Origin of the sequence: Providencia sp. wls1914, assembly GCF_009706645.1 — a bacterium.
Lineage (GTDB): Bacteria > Pseudomonadota > Gammaproteobacteria > Enterobacterales > Enterobacteriaceae > Providencia > Providencia zhijiangensis.
The window spans coordinates 260,406-280,513 of the sequence record NZ_WLUN01000004.1; the positions used below are offsets into that span (position 1 = coordinate 260,406).

Genomic DNA, 20,108 nt, shown 5'->3' on the forward strand with positions numbered 1-20,108 from the left:
TTAAGAATGAAAGCAACCAAACCCGCTAAGAACAAGAAAACAGAAGAAGTCACCAGCTTTGTTCGCTGGCGTTTTGTTTTGTTGTGTGGATGTATTGGGTTGGCATTAGCAGGGTTGTTGACTCGCGTTGCGTACCTACAAATTATTGCCCCGGAAAAACTGGTAAAAGAGGGAGACATGCGCTCCCTTCGCGTTCAAGAAGTATCAACGGCTCGAGGAATGATCAGTGACCGTGAAGGTCGCCAATTAGCAGTCAGTGTCCCGGTTAACGCTATCTGGGCTGATCCTAAAGAAGTCTTTGAAAAAGGCGGCGTAAGTAACGATGAACACTGGAAAGCGCTCGCCGATGCATTAGATATTCCTCTTGAACAAATCACCACCAAAATTTCTGCTAACCCGAAAGGGCGCTTTGTTTACCTCGCTCGTCAAGTTAACCCCTCCATCGGTGAATATGTCCGCAAACTAAAAGTTCCAGGGATCTATTTACGTAAAGAATCTCGCCGCTATTACCCATCAGGTCCAGTGACTGCTCACTTACTAGGCGTGACAAATATTGATGGTGAAGGTATTGAAGGGGTGGAAAAAAGCTTTAACCGTTGGTTAAAAGGTTCTCCGGGTGAACGTACGGTACGTAAAGACCGTAATGGCCGTGTGATTGAGACCGTCTCTTCCGTCGATAGCCAAGCAGCCCATAACTTGATGCTCAGTATCGATGAGCGTATTCAATCTATTGTGTATCGCGAGCTAACGAAAGGTGTTCAAGAGAACAAAGCTGAGTCCGGTGTGGCAATCCTTGTGGATGTGAATACTGGGGAAATCTTAGCGATGGCAAACAGTCCATCCTATAACCCAAACAATCTCGCGGGTACGCCGATGGATTTCATGCGTAACCGCGCTATCACGGATATTTTTGAACCAGGTTCAACCGTGAAGCCACTTGTGGTGATGAGTGCGCTACAAAACAAAATTGTGAAAGAAAATACCGTATTAAATACCTATCCGTACCGCGTGAATGGTCATGAAATCAAAGACGTTGCGCGTTACGCAGAGTTATCAATTACCGGTATTTTACAGAAGTCGAGTAACGTTGGTGTTTCAAAATTAGCGTTAGCGATGCCTGCCACAGAGCTGGTGGACGTGTATAGCCGCTTTGGGTTTGGCAAGCCGACTAATCTGGGGTTAGTCGGGGAAAGTAGTGGCATCTTTCCAAGTAAAAAAACACGGTGGTCTGATTTAGAAAGGGCCACCTTTTCTTTTGGGTACGGGCAGATGGTGACTCCATTACAACTTGCGCGTGCCTATGCAACGATCGGTAGTTTCGGGATATACCGCCCGTTATCGATTACTAAAGTCGACCCGCCTGTTCCGGGGACGCGAGTGTTTCCTGAGCCAATAATGCGCACCGTTGTGCACATGATGGAAAGTGTTGCTCTGCCTGGTGGCGGGGGAACACGTGCCGCAATTAAAGGCTATCGTATTGCAATTAAAACAGGTACCGCCAAAAAAGTCGGACCTGAAGGGCGCTATATCAACGAATATATCGCTTATACCGCAGGGGTTGCTCCCGCAAGCAACCCGCGCTATGCCCTCGTTGTGTTAATCAACGATCCAAAAGCCGGTAAGTACTACGGAGGTGCAGTATCTGCACCTATCTTTGGTTCTATCATGGGCGGGGTTTTACGTCTCATGAACGTTGAGCCAGATGCATTGCAAACAGACGATAAAAGTGAAATCGTGAACAGTCAAAAAGAGGTTAAAAGTGGCAGATCGTAATCTTTGTGAACTCCTCGCCCCATTTGGTGTGAGTACAACAAATGTCTCTTTACGAGAGATGACGCTAGACAGTCGAAAGGCTGCCGCGGGCGATCTGTTTATTGCTGTAAAAGGCCATCAGTCAGATGGTAGACACTATATTCCTCAAGCTATCGCGCAAGGGGTTTCTGCAGTTATCGCAGAAGCACAAGGCGAAGCAGAAGAAGGCGAAATTCGCTTTATTCATGGTGTGCCTGTCATTTATCTTAACGACCTAAACAACCATTTATCCGCATTAGCGGGTGAGTTCTACCATCAACCTTCATCCCAAATGAAGTTAGTGGGTGTGACGGGGACCAACGGTAAGACCACCACCACGCAATTAATTGCCCAATGGGCAAAAGGATTAGGCGAAACATCAGCAGTGATGGGTACGGTAGGTAATGGGCTACTGGGGCAAGTTTCTCCAAGTGAGAACACCACGGGCTCCGCTGTTGATATCCAATTAGAACTGACTCAATTACTGAATAAAAAAGCGACGTTGACGGCGATGGAAGTTTCTTCCCATGGCTTGGTGCAAGGTCGTGTTGCTGCGCTACAATTTGACGCGGCAGTATTCACTAACTTAAGCCGTGACCACCTTGATTACCATGGTGATATGGCAAATTACGAAGCTGCAAAATGGTTACTGTTCTCGACTCATCAAACCAAAACTCAAATTATTAATGCTGATGATGAAGTCGGGCTGAAGTGGTTGCAGCGCTTGCCGCAAGCTTGTGCCGTGACAATGGAAAATCGTATTCCGGCTAACTGGCAAGGCCCATGGTTAAAAGCCACTGATGTGGACTATCACGATAAAGGCGCAACCATTCATTTCACGTCAAGCTGGGGTGAAGGTTCATTTGAAAGCCCATTAATGGGGGCGTTTAACGTAAGCAACTTATTGCTGGCGATGGCGACGCTATTAATGATGGATTACCCATTAGAGCAGCTTTTAGCGACAACAGGCGCATTAATGCCAGTCTGTGGCCGTATGGAAGTGTTTAGCGTTGCAGGCAAGCCAACTGTGGTTGTGGATTATGCTCATACCCCTGACGCATTAGAAAAAGCGTTAGCGGCAGCGCGTTTACATTGTAAAGGCAAGCTGTGGTGTGTCTTTGGTTGTGGTGGTGATAGAGACAAAGGCAAGCGCCCACTGATGGGAGCTTCTGCTGAACAATACGCTGATAAAGTGGTGATCACCGATGATAACCCTCGCAGCGAAGATCCGCTGGATATTATCAACGACATCATGGCGGGTATTTTGGATTCTAGCCGTGTATTCGCGATCCCAGGACGTCCAGAAGCTGTTACCAACACTATCTTACAAGCACAACCTGATGATGTGATTTTAGTGGCAGGTAAAGGCCATGAAGATTATCAAATCATTGGTTCTCGCCGTTTAGATTATTCAGACCGCTTGACCGTCGCAAGATTGTTGGGGGTGATGGCATGATCCCGATGACCTTAACCCAACTGGCGAAAATCACTCACGGTCGCATTGAAAAAGCGAGCAATAACGAATTAGCGTTATTAAGCGTGAGTACGGATAGCCGTAAAATAGACGCTAGCTGTCTGTTTATTGCCTTAAAAGGCGAGCGTTTTGATGCCCATGACTTTGCCGATCAAGTCGTTGATGCTGGCGCAGCAGCACTGTTAGTTGACCATCAATTGGATGTGAACTGCCCACAGGTAATTGTTGAAGATACGCGTATTGCGATGGGGCAAATCGCAGCTTGGGTTCGCCAACAATCTAAAGCGAGAGTGGTCGGGTTGACCGGCTCTTCCGGCAAAACATCCGTGAAAGAGATGACAGCCTCGATTCTGGCGCAACGCGGTAAAACGTTATATACCGCAGGTAACTTGAATAATGATATTGGTGTTCCACTGACACTGTTCCGTTTAACGGATGAATACCAATTTGCTGTGATCGAAATGGGGGCTAATCACCCACATGAAATTGAATACACGACCAACATCGTTAAGCCAGAAACTGCACTCGTGAATAACTTATTTGGTGCGCATCTTGCTGGTTTTGGTTCCCCTGAAGGTGTTGCTAAAGCCAAAGGTGAAATTTACCAAGGTCTGCCAGAAGAAGGCACGGCGATTGTGAATTTAGATAGCTACTCTGATAAGTGGAAATTTAACCCTCGTCAAACCGTTTGGTATTACTCACTGACTGAAAAAGCGGATTTCTATCCTTCAGATATTCAAATCAAACAGCTGACAACGGATTTCACACTACATACGCCGGTAGGGCAGGTTGAAATCACATTGCCATTACCGGGTGTGCATAACATTGCCAACGTTTTAGCGGCAAGTGCATTAGCCATCTCTGTGGGGGCAACCTTAGACGATATCAAACAAGGTATTGCTACCACGAAAGCAGTACCTGGGCGTTTATTTCCAGTGAGTTTAAGTGAGACGAAAGTCGTACTGGACGATACCTATAATGCCAATGATGGTTCGATGATTGCGGCGATTAATGTGCTGGCGAAAATGCCGGGCTATCGCATTTTCGTTGTCGGTGACATGGGTGAGCTTGGTGATTATGCCCACGAGTGTCATGAGCGAGTTGGTTTAGCCGCGAAACAAGCGGGGTTAGATAAAGTTCTCAGTGTTGGACAGTTAAGCGAAATTATTAGCCAATCTAGCGAACGTGGCGAGCATTTTACAGCGAAACAAGATTTATTAACCCGACTAATTCCGCTAGCACAGCAGAATGATGTTGTTTCTATTTTAGTTAAAGGTTCACGCAGCTCCGCGATGGAAGATGTCGTGAATGCATTGAAGGAGTGCTTCGAATGTTAGTCTGGTTAGCCGAATTATTGGTTCATAAATTTTCTGCTTTTAACGTCTTCTCCTATTTGACGTTCAGAGCCATTGTCGGTTTGCTGACAGCATTGGGTATTGCTTTGTGGATGGGACCACGTCTGATTGCTTACCTGCAAAAAATGCAAATTGGCCAAGTTGTCCGTGATGCAGGCCCTGAATCACACTTTAGTAAACGTGGCACCCCAACAATGGGTGGAATTTTAATCCTGTTCTCTATTAGCGTATCCGTTTTATTGTGGGCGCGTTTGGATAACCCCTATGTGTGGTGTGTGCTCCTCGTTTTAGTCGGCTACGGTCTTGTGGGCTTTGCGGATGATTACCTCAAAGTCGTTCGAAAAGACTCCCGTGGCCTTATCGCACGTTGGAAATATTTTTGGCAGTCCGCACTGGCGCTGATCGTTGCATTTTCTATGTACGCTATTGGTAAAGACACACCAGCGACTCAGCTGGTTGTTCCCTTCTTTAAAGATGTGATGCCGCAATTAGGCGTGCTGTACATTTTACTGGCTTACTTCGTTATCGTTGGAACCAGTAACGCTGTTAACTTAACGGACGGCTTAGATGGCTTAGCGATTATGCCAACTGTATTTGTTGCCGCAGGTTTTGCGTTAGTAGCATGGGCAACGGGTAACGTTAACTTTGCTAACTATTTACACATTCCGTTCTTACCTCACGCGGGGGAGTTAGTGATTGTGTGTACGGCGATTGTTGGGGCCGGTTTAGGCTTCTTATGGTTCAACACTTACCCAGCACAAGTGTTTATGGGTGATGTAGGCTCTTTAGCATTAGGTGGAGCATTAGGAACTATCGCTGTTTTACTGCGTCAAGAATTCTTATTAGTCATCATGGGCGGTGTGTTTGTGGTTGAAACACTGTCGGTAATTTTACAAGTTGGCTCCTTCAAATTACGTGGCCAACGAATTTTCCGTATGGCACCAATTCACCATCACTATGAATTGAAAGGTTGGCCAGAACCACGCGTTATCGTGCGTTTCTGGATTATCTCTCTCATGTTAGTTCTGATTGGACTAGCAACATTGAAGGTGCGTTAAGATGATTGGTTCACAGGCTCAGCAGTATCAGGGTAAAAACGTAGTGATTATCGGCCTAGGTTTAACTGGGCTTTCCTGCGTTGACTTTTTCCTTGCTCGTGGGGTTGTTCCTCGCGTGATGGATACCCGCGCTGTGCCACCTGGAGTTGATAAACTTCCTGAGAATGTTGCTTGCCATAGTGGCAGCTTAAATAATGAATGGCTGCAACAAGCCGATCTGATTGTTGCCAGCCCAGGCGTTGCGTTGGCAACACCGCAGTTACAGGAAGCAGCAAGTAACGGTATTGAGATTGTGGGTGATATTGAGCTGTTCTGCCGTGAGGCGGATGCGCCAATCGTCGCAATCACAGGTTCTAATGGTAAAAGTACGGTAACGTCCCTCGTGGGGGAAATGGCGAAAGCAGCGGGCATTTCCGTTGGTGTGGGCGGGAATATCGGTATTCCTGCACTTTCTTTGCTCAATCAAGGGCATAGCCTGTTTGTGCTGGAACTGTCTAGTTTCCAATTAGAAACCACGTCTAGCCTACGTGCAGCGGCTGCAACCGTGTTGAATGTGACTGAAGATCATATGGATCGCTACCCATTGGGGCTTGAGCAATATCGCGCAGCAAAATTACGTATTTATGATAATGCACAACACTGCATTGTGAACGCGCAAGATCCGCTAACACTTCCACATGACCAGAGCGTTAGCCAATACACTAGTTTTGGTTTAAATAGCGGTGATTACTACTTTGATACGCAAAAACGTGTCTTAGTTGCTCAAGGTGAAGTGGTGTTGGATGTGGCAAAAATGCATCTGACTGGGCAGCATAACTATATGAATGCACTGGCTGCACTAGCCTTAGCTGATACTGTGGCAATCCCTCGTGAAGCTAGCCTTAAAGTCTTAAAAGAGTATGCCGGTTTAGTACATCGCTTCCAGTTGGTCTTTTTCAATCGCGGTGTGCGTTGGATCAATGACTCAAAAGCAACCAATGTGGGCAGTACAGAAGCTGCACTTAATGGTTTGCATGTGGATGGCTATATTTACTTATTGCTGGGTGGTGACGGCAAGTCAGCTGATTTTTCTCCGCTCAAAGAATATATTTCGGCGGATAACTACCGTTTGTACTGCTTTGGTCGTGATGGTCAGCAATTAGCGGAACTCGCACCAGAAAAATCCGTACTGACAGATACGATGGAACAGAGTATGCGCCAAATTGCGCCGTTGTTAAAATCTGGCGACATGGTGCTGTTATCTCCAGCGTGTGCCAGCTTAGATCAGTTCAAAAGTTTTGAGCAGCGGGGTGATGTTTTTGCTCAACTCGCTAAGGAGTTAGGTTAATGACCATACCGGGTGCCTTGCGTTTAAAAAACTGGATCATCGGTGAAAAGAATGGCGTGATTTCAGGCACGACGCTCTACGACCGTACATTGGTTTGGTTAGCATTCGGTCTGGCGGCAATCGGTTTCATTATGGTGACCTCCGCATCGATGCCAGTCGGACAGCGATTAACGGATGACCCATTCTATTTTGCTAAACGTGACGTGGTCTATTTGGTCGTTGCATTTCTACTGGTTTTAGGTGTCATGCGCGTCTCGATGGCCACATGGGAAAAATACAGTTTTATTTTGCTGATGGGCGCATTGGGTATGCTGGCGGTTGTGTTGGTTGCCGGTAGTTCCGTCAATGGGGCATCGCGCTGGATTGATATCGGTATTGTAAAAATTCAGCCCGCAGAAATTTCGAAGTTCGCGCTGTTTTGTTACGTTTCCAGCTATTTAGTTCGTAAGTCAGATGAAGTACGCACCAAGTTTTTCGGCTTCGTAAAACCGATGTGTATTTTGATTATGATGGCGTTATTGCTGCTGTTGCAGCCAGACTTGGGAACGGTAGTTGTACTGGTTGTAACTACGTTAGGGTTGCTGTTTTTAGCTGGTGCGCGCTTAGCACCGTTTATTATCGGTATCGCGGTTTGTGGTGTAGGCGTACTGGCTTTGATTATCTTTGAACCTTATCGTTTGCGCCGCGTGACATCCTTCTTAAATCCGTGGGATGACCCGTTTGGTAGCGGTTATCAGTTAACGCAATCTTTGATGGCATTTGGTCGAGGAGAGCTTCTCGGACAAGGTCTGGGTAACTCGGTACAGAAATTAGAATATTTACCGGAAGCGCATACTGACTTTATTTTCTCTGTACTAGCTGAAGAGCTGGGTTACGTGGGTGTGGTTCTGGTGCTACTGATGGTATTCATGCTGGCGTTTAGAGCGATGATGGTAGGGCGTAGAGCACTACTGACCAACCAATTATTTGGTGGGTATCTCGCGTGTGCCATCGGTATTTGGTTTACCTTCCAAGCATTGGTTAACGTGGGGGCAGCGGCAGGTATGTTGCCAACTAAAGGTTTAACACTCCCGTTAATCAGTTACGGGGGATCGAGTTTATTAGTGATGTCAGCGGCGATCGCTGTGTTACTTAGAATTGATTATGAAACACGACTTGAGAAAGCTCAGGCGTTTGTAAGGAGTTCCAAATGAGTCAGGCAAAAAAATTACTCGTTATGGCAGGCGGAACTGGGGGGCATGTTTTTCCCGGCTTAGCTGTGGCGCATTATTTGCAGGCTCAAGGTTGGGAAATTCGCTGGTTAGGCACTGCGGATCGCATGGAAGCCACCTTAGTACCGAAACACGGTATTGATATTGAGTTTATTCAGATCTCGGGTTTAAGAGGCAAAGGTATTGGTGCATTAATTGGTGCGCCTTGGCGTATCTATAAAGCCATTCGCCAAGCGAAAACCATTATTCAGCGCTATCAACCCGATGCTGTTCTTGGTATGGGCGGTTATGTGTCTGGTCCTGGCGGGATAGCAGCTTGGCAATGTGGCGTTCCTGTTGTTCTCCATGAACAAAATGGGATCGCGGGATTAACCAATAAATGGTTATCAAAAATTGCAAAACGTGTTTTACAAGCTTTTCCCGGCGCATTCCCTAATGCACCCGTTGTAGGTAACCCAGTGCGTGAAGATGTATTGGCATTGCCGGCACCGCAAGAGCGCTTAGCGGGTCGCGAGGGCGCAATACGCGTATTGGTTGTAGGCGGTAGCCAAGGGGCGCGAATTTTAAATCAAGTCATGCCTGCAGTTGCTGGAAATGTGAGCAAACAGTTAAATATCTGGCATCAGGCTGGAAAAGGCAGTAAGGAATCGACAGAAGCACTGTATAATGATTGTTTGCAAAATTCAGGCAATTCTGAGTTTAAAGTGACTGAATTTATTGATGATATGGCGCAAGCTTACGCATGGGCTGATATTGTGGTTTGTCGTTCAGGTGCATTAACTGTCAGTGAGATAGCCGCGGCAGGTTTACCCGCGATTTTTGTTCCTTTCCAGCATAAAGACCGCCAACAGTATTGGAATGCACTGCCTTTAGAACAAGCAGGGGCTGCGAAGATTATTGAGCAACCGCAGTTTACACCTGAAGCCGTTGTTGAGTTACTCAACAAGTGGGATAGAACCGAATTATTGTCGATGGCAGAAAAAGCCTATAGCTGTGCCATCACGGATGCAACCGAACGTGTTGCGGCGGTTATTTGCGATGTTGCGAAATAGCGTAAGTCTCGCAAATAGCTTGGCCATACAAAATAGAATGTAGACAGAATTTATAGAGAAGCGGAAATACAGTGAATACACAACAGTTAGCGAAATTAAGAACATCGGTGCCAGAAATGCGTAGAGTACGGCACATTCATTTTGTCGGCATCGGTGGTGCTGGCATGGGTGGTATCGCTGAAGTGTTGGCTAATGAAGGTTATGAAATTAGTGGTTCAGATTTAGCACCTAATGCGGTGACTCAGCAGCTAACTGAGTTGGGCGCCACTATCTATTTTAATCATCGCCCTGAAAACGTTGAAAATGCGAGTGTGGTGGTAGTTTCTACGGCTATTTCTGCAGAGAACCCTGAAATTCAAGCTGCGAAAGAGCTGCGTATCCCTGTTATTCGCCGTGCCGAAATGCTGGCTGAATTAATGCGCTATCGTCATGGTATCGCAGTGGCGGGAACTCACGGTAAAACAACGACAACGGCAATGATTTCTGGGATCTACGCGCAAGCGGGATTAGACCCAACATTTGTGAATGGCGGATTAGTGAAATCAGCGGGAACTCATGCACGATTAGGTAGCAGCCGTTACTTGATCGCTGAAGCGGATGAAAGCGATGCGTCATTCTTGCATTTACAGCCACTGGTTGCGGTTGTGACGAACATTGAAGCGGACCACATGGATACCTATCAGGGTAATTTTGAAAACCTGACAGATACCTTCATCAACTTCCTGCATAACTTGCCATTCTATGGCCGTGCAGTGATGTGTATCGATGACCCGGTGATCCGTTCATTATTACCAAAAATCGGTCGTTACATTACCACTTACGGCTTTAGTGACGATGCGGATGTTCGTATCACCAAGTACGAGCAAAAAGGGAACCAAGGCTTTTTCACGATTGCTCGTGAAGGAATGCCAGAGTTGACTGTCGTGCTGAATGCACCAGGTCGCCACAATGCGCTCAATGCCACGGCAGCTGTTGCGGTGGCAACCGAAGAAGGTATAGACGATTTACACATTCTGTCTGCACTCGTGGAATTCCAAGGGACAGGTCGTCGTTTCGATTTCCTAGGTAACTACGCGCTGCGTAATGTGAATGGTAAAGAAGGCGAAGTGATGCTGGTGGATGACTATGGTCACCATCCAACAGAAGTGGATGCCACCATTAAAGCTGCTCGCGCAGGCTGGCCAGATAAACGTATCGTGATGGTTTTCCAGCCTCATCGTTATACACGTACTCGTGACTTATACGATGATTTTGCAAACGTGCTGGGGCAGGTAGATGTCTTGCTAATGCTAGAAGTTTATTCTGCGGGAGAGAAGCCGGTTCCGGGGGCTGATAGCCGATCATTATGCCGTACAATCCGCAGTCGTGGGCAGGTTGATCCTATTTTTGTGGCAGAACCTGAACAAGTTTCACATATGCTGGCACAAGTTCTTGATGATAACGACTTAATTTTAGTTCAAGGCGCAGGAAATATTGGTAAAATAGCCAAAAACCTAGCAGAAACGAAATTACAGCCACCGATGGTTGAGGAATAAGCATGACAGAAAAAATCGCGGTTCTATTTGGCGGCACATCTGCTGAACGTGAAGTGTCACTTCAGTCTGGCAATGCCGTATTGGCGGGATTACGCCAAGCGGGCGTTGATGCGCATCCAATTGATACCCAAGATTTCCCTGTTGTGACATTGAAAGAAGCTGGTTTTGATAAAGCGTTTATCGCCTTACATGGTCGTGGCGGGGAAGACGGCACGATCCAAGGTATGCTTGAGTTTCTGGGGCTTCCATACACTGGCAGTGGCGTAATGGCATCTGCACTGAGTATGGATAAACTGCGCACCAAACAACTTTGGCAAGGCGCTGGATTAAGTGTTTCTCCATATATTTCACTTAACAAGCAGAAATATACTAATATTAAAAAAGAGCAGTTAGCTCAGCAAGTTAAGCACTTAGGACTGCCACTTATCGTTAAACCGAGTTTGGAAGGTTCCAGTGTTGGAATGAGCAAAGTTGACTCTCTGGATGCACTGCCAGAAGCCATTGAGCTTGCTTTCCAGTTTGACGATACGTTGTTGATTGAAAAGTGGTTAAGTGGCCCTGAGTATACGGTCGCGGTATTGGGTGACGAGGTTCTACCTTCGATTCGCATTCAGCCACCGGGTATTTTTTATGACTATGAAGCGAAGTATTTGTCCGATGAGACTCAATATTTCTGCCCAAGTGGTTTAACAAGCGACCTCGAAGCGAAACTGGCAGATATCGCAATGCAAGCTTATCAAGCGGTAGGCTGTCGTGGCTGGGGACGGGTTGATGTGATGCAAGATAGTGATGGGGAATTCTATTTACTCGAAGTGAATACTTCGCCGGGAATGACCAGTCACAGTTTAGTTCCAATGGCTGCGCGTCAAGCCGGTTTGGATTTTTCGCAGTTAGTGGTACGTATTTTGGAATTGGCTAGTTGATATGTCACAGGCAGCGTTAAACGTAAGGCATCATAATCAGAATAGCGGTCAAGATGAAGATCCGCGCTCAAGACCAAGTAATGGGGCTTTTCTGGGCGGATTGATTTTCTTCCTGATGGTCGTCGGCACCATTGTGTGGAGCGGCTGGACTGTGATGAACTGGATGAAGGATGCCGATAGGCTGCCAATGTCCAAACTGATATTAACGGGAGAGCGCAACTACACCACCAATGACGATGTACGAAAGGCAATTTTGTCATTAGGTCAGCCGGGAACCTTTATGACGGTGGATGTGAATGCGATTCAAAACCAAATCAGTATGATGCCATGGATACGCCAAGTTACAGTGCGTAAACAGTGGCCGGATGAATTAAAAATCCATATTGCGGAGTACAAACCCTACGCAAGATGGAATGACCAAAACATGGTCGACCAAGAAGGGCGCGTATTTACCCTTCCACCAAGTCAAAATGGTAAAGGCGATTATGTGTTGCTGTATGGTCCGCAAGGAAGCCAAACAGAGGTTTTGAAAGAATTTGCTGTGCTAAGTGGTATTTTGGCGAAAAATAACTTGAAACTAAAATCCGTTTCTATGACAGCGCGCCATGCATGGCAGATTATTTTAGATAATGATGTAAGAGTCGAACTTGGGAAAAAAGATGTGTTAGAGCGGTTAAACCGTTTTCTCGAGCTTTATCCGCTTTTACAGCAAACGACTGATAAACGCGTCGACTATGTTGATTTGCGTTATACCAGTGGGGCAGCGGTGGGGTGGGCTCCTCTATTAGTTGACGCACCGCAAGGCTTCCAATAAGACAAATTGCTAATAACTCAAATTAGGCAGATAGGCAGAAGCAAATGATTAAAGCGACGGACAGAAAATTAGTGGTAGGCCTTGAAATTGGAACTTCCAAGGTGTCAGCCCTTGTAGGAGAAATTCTGCCCGATGGTATGGTTAATATTATTGGGGTGGGAAGCTGTCCATCTCGCGGAATGGACAAAGGTGGCGTTAACGATCTTGAGTCGGTTGTTAAATGCGTCCAAAGAGCGATTGACCAAGCTGAATTAATGGCAGATTGCCAAATTTCTTCTGTTTACCTTGCTTTATCGGGTAAACATGTGAGCTGCCAAAATGAAATTGGTATGGTGCCAATCTCAGAAGAAGAAGTGACACAAGAAGACGTGGACAGCGTCGTTCATACGGCGAAATCTGTCCGAGTTAAAGACGAACACCGAATTTTGCATGTTATCCCGCAAGAATTCGCGATTGACTACCAAGAAGGCATTAAAAATCCAGTCGGTCTTTCTGGTGTTCGTATGCAAGCTAAAGTTCATCTGATCACTTGCCATAACGATATGGCAAAGAACATTGTGAAAGCCGTTGAGCGTTGCGGGTTAAAAGTTGACCAGCTTATTTTTGCCGGTCTTGCTGCAAGCTACAGTGTGTTGACTGAAGATGAGCGCGAATTAGGTGTCTGTGTTGTTGATGTCGGTGGCGGCACAATGGACATGGCAGTTTATACGGGTGGTGCTTTGCGTCATACCAAAGTGATCCCATACGCAGGTAATGTGGTAACAAGTGATATTGCTTACGCATTTGGTACGCCGCCAACAGACGCAGAAGCGATTAAAGTGCGTCACGGTTGTGCAGTCGGTTCGATTGTGAGTAAAGATGAAACGGTGGAAGTACCGAGTGTTGGCGGTCGTCCACCGAGAAGTTTACAGCGTCAAACCTTAGCGGAAGTGATTGAGCCACGGTATACTGAGCTGTTAAATTTAGTAAATGAAGAAATTTTAAATTTACAGGAACAGTTACGCCAGCAAGGTGTCAAACACCACTTAGCGGCAGGGATAGTTTTGACCGGTGGGGCAGCACAAATTGACGGGTTAGTTGAATGCGCTCAAAAAGTGTTCCATACACAGGTCAGAATCGGTACCCCACTTAATATAACAGGATTAACGGATTATGCTCAGGAGCCGTACTACTCCACAGCGGTAGGGCTTCTGCATTACGGTAAAGAAAGCCACCTTGGCGATGATACCGAGACGGAAAAACGTGCTTCAGTTAGCGGGTGGTTTAGTAAGCTCACTAGCTGGCTGAGAAAAGAATTTTAATTTTTATTTAGAAGCATATTATTAGCTTCAATAGTAAGCACAAAACGGAGAGACATTATGTTTGAACCAATGGAGCTAACCAACGATGCGGTGATTAAAGTCATCGGCGTTGGCGGCGGCGGCGGAAATGCCGTTGAACACATGGTACGCGAGCGCATTGAAGGTGTTGAGTTCTTTGCAGTCAACACCGACGCACAAGCCCTGCGTAAAACCGCAGTCGGACAAACCATTCAGATCGGTACAGGTATTACTAAAGGTCTGGGTGCGGGTGCAAACCCAGAAGTTGGCCGTAACGCGGCGGAAGAAGACCGTGAAGCACTGCGCAATGCTCTTGATGGCGCAGATATGGTGTTCATCGCTGCAGGTATGGGCGGTGGTACGGGTACTGGTGCTGCGCCAGTCGTTGCTGAAGTTGCTAAAGAATTAGGTATCCTAACCGTTGCTGTCGTGACTAAGCCATTCAATTTCGAAGGCAAAAAACGTATGGCATTCGCGGAAGCGGGTATCACTGAGCTATCCAAGCACGTTGACTCGCTGATCACTATCCCTAACGACAAGTTACTGAAAGTACTTGGTCGTGGTATCTCTTTACTGGATGCTTTTGGTGCGGCTAACGACGTATTAAAAGGTGCAGTTCAAGGTATCGCTGAGCTAATCACTCGCCCAGGTTTAATGAACGTGGACTTTGCTGACGTACGTACCGTGATGTCAGAAATGGGCTACGCGATGATGGGTTCTGGTGTGGCTCGTGGCGAAGATAGAGCGGAAGAAGCTGCTGAAATGGCAATTTCTAGCCCACTTCTGGAAGATATCGACCTATCTGGCGCGCGTGGTGTTCTGGTCAACATCACTGCTGGTTTTGACCTGCGCTTGGATGAGTTTGAAACAGTGGGTAATACCATTCGTGCATTCGCATCAGATAATGCGACTGTCGTAATCGGTACCTCTTTAGACCCAGAAATGCATGAAGAATTGCGCGTGACTGTTGTTGCTACAGGTATTGGTATGGACAAACGTCCAGAAATTACTTTAGTTAGCAATAAAATGTCTCAGCAAGCTTCTATGGAGCAACGCTATCAGCAAATGCAAAATAGCATGTCTTCATTAAATGATGAAAAACCAGCTGCAAAAGCCGTTAACGACCAAAATACACAAGTAAATAAAGAGCCGGATTACTTAGATATCCCAGCTTTCTTGCGTAAACAGGCCGATTAATTTTTAATTAGATTGGTTTTTCCGCTTTTTGTGCTAAAATTTTCTACTGGTTATCAATTAAGATAGCCAGTAGGACTTATAACATTGCGAGAAAATACGATGATCAAACAACGGACACTTAAACGTATTATTAAAGCGACTGGTGTTGGTTTACATACCGGCAAGAAAGTTACGCTTACTTTACGTCCGGCACCGGCCAATACCGGGGTCATCTACCGTCGTACTGACCTTAATCCACCGGTAGATTTTCCGGCAGATGCGAAATCAGTTCGCGATACTATGTTATGTACTTGCTTAGTCAACGAAGATAACGTGCGTATTTCGACGGTTGAACATTTGAATGCTGCTTTAGCAGGATTAGGCATCGATAACATTGTTATTGAAGTCAATGCGCCTGAAATCCCGATTATGGATGGCAGTGCTGCACCGTTTGTTTTCTTACTGCTAGATGGCGGTATTGAAGAATTAAATTGTGCGAAGAAATTCTTACGCATTAAAGAAACTGTACGTGTTGAAGATGGTGATAAGTGGGCAGAAATGTCCCCATACAATGGTTTTAGCCTAGATTTCACTATCGATTTCCAACACCCTGCGATTGATAGCAGCACGCAACGCTATGCAATGGATTTCTCTGCAGAATCTTTTGTAAACCAAATTAGCCGCGCGCGTACTTTCGGTTTCATGCGTGACATTGAATATCTACAATCGAAAGGCCTATGCTTAGGCGGTAGTTTTGACTGTGCTATCGTCGTTGATGACTATAAAGTGCTCAACGAAGATGGTTTACGCTTTGAAGATGAATTCGTTCGTCACAAAATGCTCGATGCAATTGGTGACTTATTCATGTGTGGACATAACATTATTGGTGCATTCACTGCATTCAAATCTGGTCACGCATTGAATAACAAATTGCTGCAAGCGGTTCTGGCTAAAGAATCTGCTTGGGATCTAGTGACCTTTGAAGACGAAGCTGAATTACCTCTGGCATTCAAAGCGCCTTCGACTGTATTTGCATAATAGTTTCTATTATGCGGCTATCTCTGCCAGCCAGGGTTAGCCTTTTCTGTTGGTTGCATTAGTACTCTCTCCGGCTAATGCAGCCAGCCGCTCAAATTTCTCTTTTAATCCCTTCGGGCTCTTTTTCGCTAATCTTAATAACTGCTCTGCGGTCTGCGTACTAATCTGTCTTTGATTACGATTTTCTTTTTGATTCACTGATTGCTTATTCAATGAGCTATTTTGCTTAGATTTTCGTATAAGATCGGGGTTGATTCTGATGTCGATGGAAGATAAAGATGGTAGAATAGACGACCTTAATGCAGAAGTAAGATTCATTTTCTCGTAATTAAGGCGGGTCATCCAACTGGCATTAGCCACTTCGATAACCATAATGTTATTACGGTAGTTTGCCACTCGACACATGGGTTTAATTTCTGCTGGCAGCAAACTTTTTACAACACGATTCAATTTTAGAATAGCTTTTGCATTTCGCTGAATAGTTTGTAAAGTGTTTGATGTTTTCGCCAGAGACTCTTCGAGAACATCGAAAAGTGCTTGTGGATGACTATCTCTCATTGTGAACTCTCATTTTACGCGATTGCTAAAGATGTCAGAACATAATTGGGAATCATACTTTAATCTATAAATTATATAAGAGTTTGATGGGCATTTTAAATTTTTGGCGACATTTAGGTAGACGATACTTTTGGTCCCACCTGTTATTAGGTGTTGTGGCTACGGGTGTTGGCTTGCCTACAATTTTAAATGCCTTATCAGAATCTCAGCAAACTCAAGTTAATTCTGCGCCAGCGAATCGACAAAGCCAAGCTGTAAATGCTTTCGATAACTTATTTGCACAGCAGAACTCCCAACGCTCTTCATCCTCGTCTTCTTACTCGGTCAATTACTGGCAGCAACATGCGGTACGTAATGTTATCCGCCAACTGACTTTTGCCTTTTCAGCAACTGAAGATGAAGATACCGACAAAAGTAAGCTACAAAAAGAGACGCTATTTGCCCCTCAATTAATGTTAGATACGCTGTACGCGATGTTGGCGCAGCGATCTTTACAATGGGATGTGGCAACGACTCAAGCTAGCGAACATATCTACCCTCTCTTTACTGTTTATCAGCCCGCGATTTGGGTTGCTCAGGTACATGGCATTCGGGCTGGCCCCTTTTTCGCCTAAATCCATTTAGCGATGTAAAGCCTACCATTGGGTCGCTTCTCGTCGTGTCAAAAACCACTAATTCAAATAATTAATTGATTTACCTGAGAAAAAATATGTTAACTAAACTATTAACCAAAGTATTTGGTAGCCGTAATGACCGTACTCTGCGCCGTCTGCGTAAAGAAGTGGAAAAAATTAACAAGTTAGAGCCTGAGTTTGAGAAATTATCGGATGACGAGCTGAAGGCCAAAACCGTAGAATTTCGTGAGCGTTTAAAACAAGGCGAAAGCATTGAAAATATGATCCCTGAAGCGTTTGCGACAGTGCGTGAAGCAAGTAAACGTGTCTTCGGTATGCGTCACTTCGACGTTCAGTTAATCGGTGGTATGGTACTGAACGAGCGCTGCATCGCAGAAATGCGTACAGGTGAAGGTAAAACACTGACTGCAACGCTGCCAGCATACATTAACGCATTATCAGGCAAAGGGGTTCACGTTGTTACCGTGAACGACTACCTAGCAAAACGAGATGCGGAAAATAACCGCCCATTATTCGAGTTTTTAGGCTTAACCGTGGGTATTAACTTATCGGGTATGGCTCCACCTGCAAAGCGTCAAGCTTATGCGGAAGACATTACTTACGGTACTAACAACGAATTTGGTTTCGACTATTTACGTGACAACATGGCATTTAGCCCAGAAGATCGCGTTCAACGTAAACTGCATTACGCATTAGTGGATGAGGTGGACTCTATCCTTATCGATGAAGCGCGTACGCCACTAATCATTTCAGGCCCAGCGGAAGATAGCTCGGATCTGTACATCAAAGTGGACAAACTGATCCCAAAACTCGTTCGCCAAGAAAAAGAAGACTCAGACACTTTCCAAGGTGAAGGTCACTTCTCGGTTGATGAAAAATCTCGTCAGGTAACAATCACAGAGCGCGGTCTGGTTCTGGTTGAAGAATTACTGGCAAAAGCTGGTTTAATGGATGAAGGCGAGTCGCTTTATTCACCATCAAACATTATGCTGATGCACCACGTCATGGCAGGTTTACGTGCACACGCACTGTTTACTCGTGATGTTGACTATATTGTTAAAGATAACCAAGTCATTATTGTCGACGAACATACTGGTCGTACAATGGAAGGGCGCCGTTGGTCTGATGGTCTGCACCAAGCTGTTGAAGCAAAAGAAGGTGTTGAGATCCATAATGAAAACCAAACATTGGCATCGATTACTTTCCAGAACTATTTCCGCTTATACGAAAAATTAGCGGGTATGACCGGTACTGCGGATACCGAAGCATTCGAATTTAGCTCAATCTATAAACTGGATACGATTGTTATCCCAACTAACCGTCCAATGGTTCGTAAGGATATGCCTGATTTAGTCTATATGACTGAAGCAGACAAATTTGAAGCAATTATTGAAGATATCCGTGATAAAACCGCCAAAGGTCAGCCAGTTCTGGTCGGTACCATTTCAATTGAAAAATCTGAATTAATTTCGCATGCGCTGACTAAAGCAAAAATTGCTCATAACGTATTGAATGCGAAATTCCACGCAATGGAAGCTGATATTATCGCTAATGCGGGGCAAAAAAGCGCTGTAACCATCGCAACTAACATGGCGGGTCGTGGTACCGATATCATGTTAGGGGGAAGCTGGCAGTCAGAAGTGGCTGCGCTAGAGAACCCAACGCAAGAACAAATTGATGAAATCAAAGCGAACTGGAAAATTCGTCACGATGAAGTGTTAGCGGCTGGCGGTTTACATATCATTGGTACAGAGCGCCATGAATCTCGCCGTATCGATAACCAGTTACGTGGTCGTGCGGGACGTCAAGGTGATGCTGGTTCATCACGTTTCTATCTGTCTATGGAAGATGCTTTAATGCGTATCTTCGCATCAGACCGTGTTACGGGCATGATGAAAAAACTGGGTATGAAACCGGGCGAAGCTATTGAACACCCTTGGGTAACAAAAGCAATTGCTAACGCACAGCGTAAAGTTGAAAGCCGTAACTTTGATATTCGTAAACAATTACTTGAATATGATGATGTGGCAAGTGACCAACGTCGTGCTATCTATACTCAGCGTAATGAACTGCTGGATGGCGGCGATATTAAAGAAACCGTAGACAGCATTCGTGAAGATGTCTTTACCACTATTATTGATGCATATATTCCGCCTCAATCACTGGAAGAAATGTGGGATATTGATGGTCTGCAAAAACGTTTAGTGAACGATTTTGACCTCGATTTACCAATTCAAGAGTGGTTAGACAAAGAGCCTGAACTTCACGAAGAAACTTTACGCGAACGTATCATGGAAAAAGCGATTGAAATTTACCAGCGTAAAGAAGAGATCGTTAGCTCTGAAGCAATGCGTAATTTCGAAAAAGGCGTTATGTTGCAAACGCTGGATACATTATGGAAAGAGCATTTAGCTTCCATGGACTATTTACGTCAAGGTATCCATTTACGTGGCTATGCGCAAAAAGATCCAAAACAAGAATACAAACGTGAGTCCTTCAGTATGTTTGCCAATATGTTGGAAGCATTGAAATATGAAGTGATCAGTACCTTGTCAAAAGTACAAGTACGTTTACCGGAAGAAGTTGAAGCATTAGAGCAGCAACGTCGTGAAGAAGCTGAACGTTTGGCGAAGAAACAGCATTTAAGCCATGAGGCTGAAGCTGAATCGCTAATGACAGAAGCAGAAGCGAAGATTGCAACCCAAGGTAATAAAATTGGTCGTAATGATCCATGCCCTTGCGGTTCTGGTAAAAAATACAAGCAGTGCCATGGCCGCTTAAATTAATTTAGAATTCAGTAAATAATCAATAAAGGCGGGGAAACCCGCCTTTTTAATGAAGA

At 45.4% G+C, this 20,108-nt stretch carries 13 protein-coding genes and 3 pseudogenes; 15 read left to right on the top strand and 1 reads right to left on the bottom strand.

The window, feature by feature from the left end; translation table 11 throughout:
* The first annotated feature begins 6 nt into the window (after positions 1 to 6).
* From ftsI to lpxC, 13 genes and pseudogenes are all read left to right on the top strand, one after another.
* A complete protein-coding gene (gene ftsI, locus GKR74_RS03355; protein ID WP_154602528.1) occupies positions 7 to 1,773 on the top strand; it encodes a peptidoglycan glycosyltransferase FtsI in 1,767 nt (588 codons plus the stop codon).
* Positions 1,760 to 3,262, top strand: a pseudogene (murE, locus tag GKR74_RS03360) (UDP-N-acetylmuramoyl-L-alanyl-D-glutamate--2,6-diaminopimelate ligase). The gene ftsI and the pseudogene murE overlap by 14 nt, the downstream one beginning before the upstream one ends.
* Entirely contained in the window at positions 3,244 to 4,602 is a 1,359-nt protein-coding gene (gene murF, locus GKR74_RS03365; protein WP_154602529.1) for a UDP-N-acetylmuramoyl-tripeptide--D-alanyl-D-alanine ligase, read from the top strand. The pseudogene murE and the gene murF overlap by 19 nt, the downstream one beginning before the upstream one ends.
* The gene (gene mraY, locus GKR74_RS03370; RefSeq protein WP_154602530.1) at positions 4,596 to 5,678 is read left to right on the top strand and encodes a phospho-N-acetylmuramoyl-pentapeptide-transferase; all 1,083 of its coding nucleotides are present in this window, start codon (positions 4,596 to 4,598) and stop codon (positions 5,676 to 5,678) included. Before murF ends, mraY begins: the two co-directional genes overlap by 7 nt.
* 1 nt (position 5,679) lies before the next feature.
* A complete protein-coding gene (gene murD, locus GKR74_RS03375; RefSeq protein ID WP_154602531.1) occupies positions 5,680 to 7,005 on the top strand; it encodes a UDP-N-acetylmuramoyl-L-alanine--D-glutamate ligase in 1,326 nt (441 codons plus the stop codon).
* Positions 7,005 to 8,195, top strand: a pseudogene (ftsW, locus tag GKR74_RS03380) (cell division protein FtsW); the annotation flags it as partial. The gene murD and the pseudogene ftsW, both read left to right, overlap by 1 nt.
* The gene (gene murG, locus GKR74_RS03385) at positions 8,195 to 9,268 is read left to right on the top strand and encodes an undecaprenyldiphospho-muramoylpentapeptide beta-N-acetylglucosaminyltransferase (protein WP_154602533.1); all 1,074 of its coding nucleotides are present in this window, start codon (positions 8,195 to 8,197) and stop codon (positions 9,266 to 9,268) included. The pseudogene ftsW and the gene murG, both read left to right, overlap by 1 nt.
* A gap of 116 nt (positions 9,269 to 9,384) precedes the next feature.
* The gene (murC, locus tag GKR74_RS03390; protein ID WP_154602698.1) at positions 9,385 to 10,803 is read left to right on the top strand and encodes a UDP-N-acetylmuramate--L-alanine ligase; all 1,419 of its coding nucleotides are present in this window, start codon (positions 9,385 to 9,387) and stop codon (positions 10,801 to 10,803) included.
* A 2-nt stretch (positions 10,804 to 10,805) separates the two neighbouring features.
* Positions 10,806 to 11,762 (top strand): annotated as a pseudogene (locus tag GKR74_RS03395) (D-alanine--D-alanine ligase).
* The gene (ftsQ, locus tag GKR74_RS03400; protein ID WP_154602535.1) at positions 11,728 to 12,540 is read left to right on the top strand and encodes a cell division protein FtsQ; all 813 of its coding nucleotides are present in this window, start codon (positions 11,728 to 11,730) and stop codon (positions 12,538 to 12,540) included. The pseudogene GKR74_RS03395 and the gene ftsQ overlap by 35 nt, the downstream one beginning before the upstream one ends.
* Before the next feature lie 44 nt (positions 12,541 to 12,584).
* Positions 12,585 to 13,841: a cell division protein FtsA gene (gene ftsA, locus GKR74_RS03405; RefSeq protein ID WP_036951194.1), complete on the top strand. Its 1,257-nt coding sequence runs from the start codon at positions 12,585 to 12,587 to the stop codon at positions 13,839 to 13,841.
* A gap of 57 nt (positions 13,842 to 13,898) precedes the next feature.
* The gene (ftsZ, locus tag GKR74_RS03410) at positions 13,899 to 15,056 is read left to right on the top strand and encodes a cell division protein FtsZ (protein ID WP_036951193.1); all 1,158 of its coding nucleotides are present in this window, start codon (positions 13,899 to 13,901) and stop codon (positions 15,054 to 15,056) included.
* Between the two features lie 99 nt (positions 15,057 to 15,155).
* Complete coding sequence (gene lpxC / locus GKR74_RS03415) at positions 15,156 to 16,073, top strand: UDP-3-O-acyl-N-acetylglucosamine deacetylase (protein ID WP_006660764.1); 918 nt, start codon at positions 15,156 to 15,158, stop codon at positions 16,071 to 16,073.
* A gap of 36 nt (positions 16,074 to 16,109) precedes the next feature.
* On the opposite strand, the gene GKR74_RS03420 is transcribed toward lpxC, so the two are convergent.
* Entirely contained in the window at positions 16,110 to 16,631 is a 522-nt protein-coding gene (locus GKR74_RS03420) for a DUF721 domain-containing protein (RefSeq protein WP_154602536.1), read from the bottom strand.
* Between the two features lie 86 nt (positions 16,632 to 16,717).
* Here GKR74_RS03420 and secM point away from each other — a divergent pair, with 86 nt between their 5' ends.
* Together secM and secA are read left to right on the top strand one after the other, a co-directional pair.
* Entirely contained in the window at positions 16,718 to 17,245 is a 528-nt protein-coding gene (gene secM, locus GKR74_RS03425) for a secA translation cis-regulator SecM (RefSeq protein ID WP_154602537.1), read from the top strand.
* Between the two features lie 95 nt (positions 17,246 to 17,340).
* Complete coding sequence (secA, locus tag GKR74_RS03430) at positions 17,341 to 20,052, top strand: preprotein translocase subunit SecA (RefSeq protein ID WP_036951189.1); 2,712 nt, start codon at positions 17,341 to 17,343, stop codon at positions 20,050 to 20,052.
* Positions 20,053 to 20,108 lie beyond the last annotated feature (56 nt).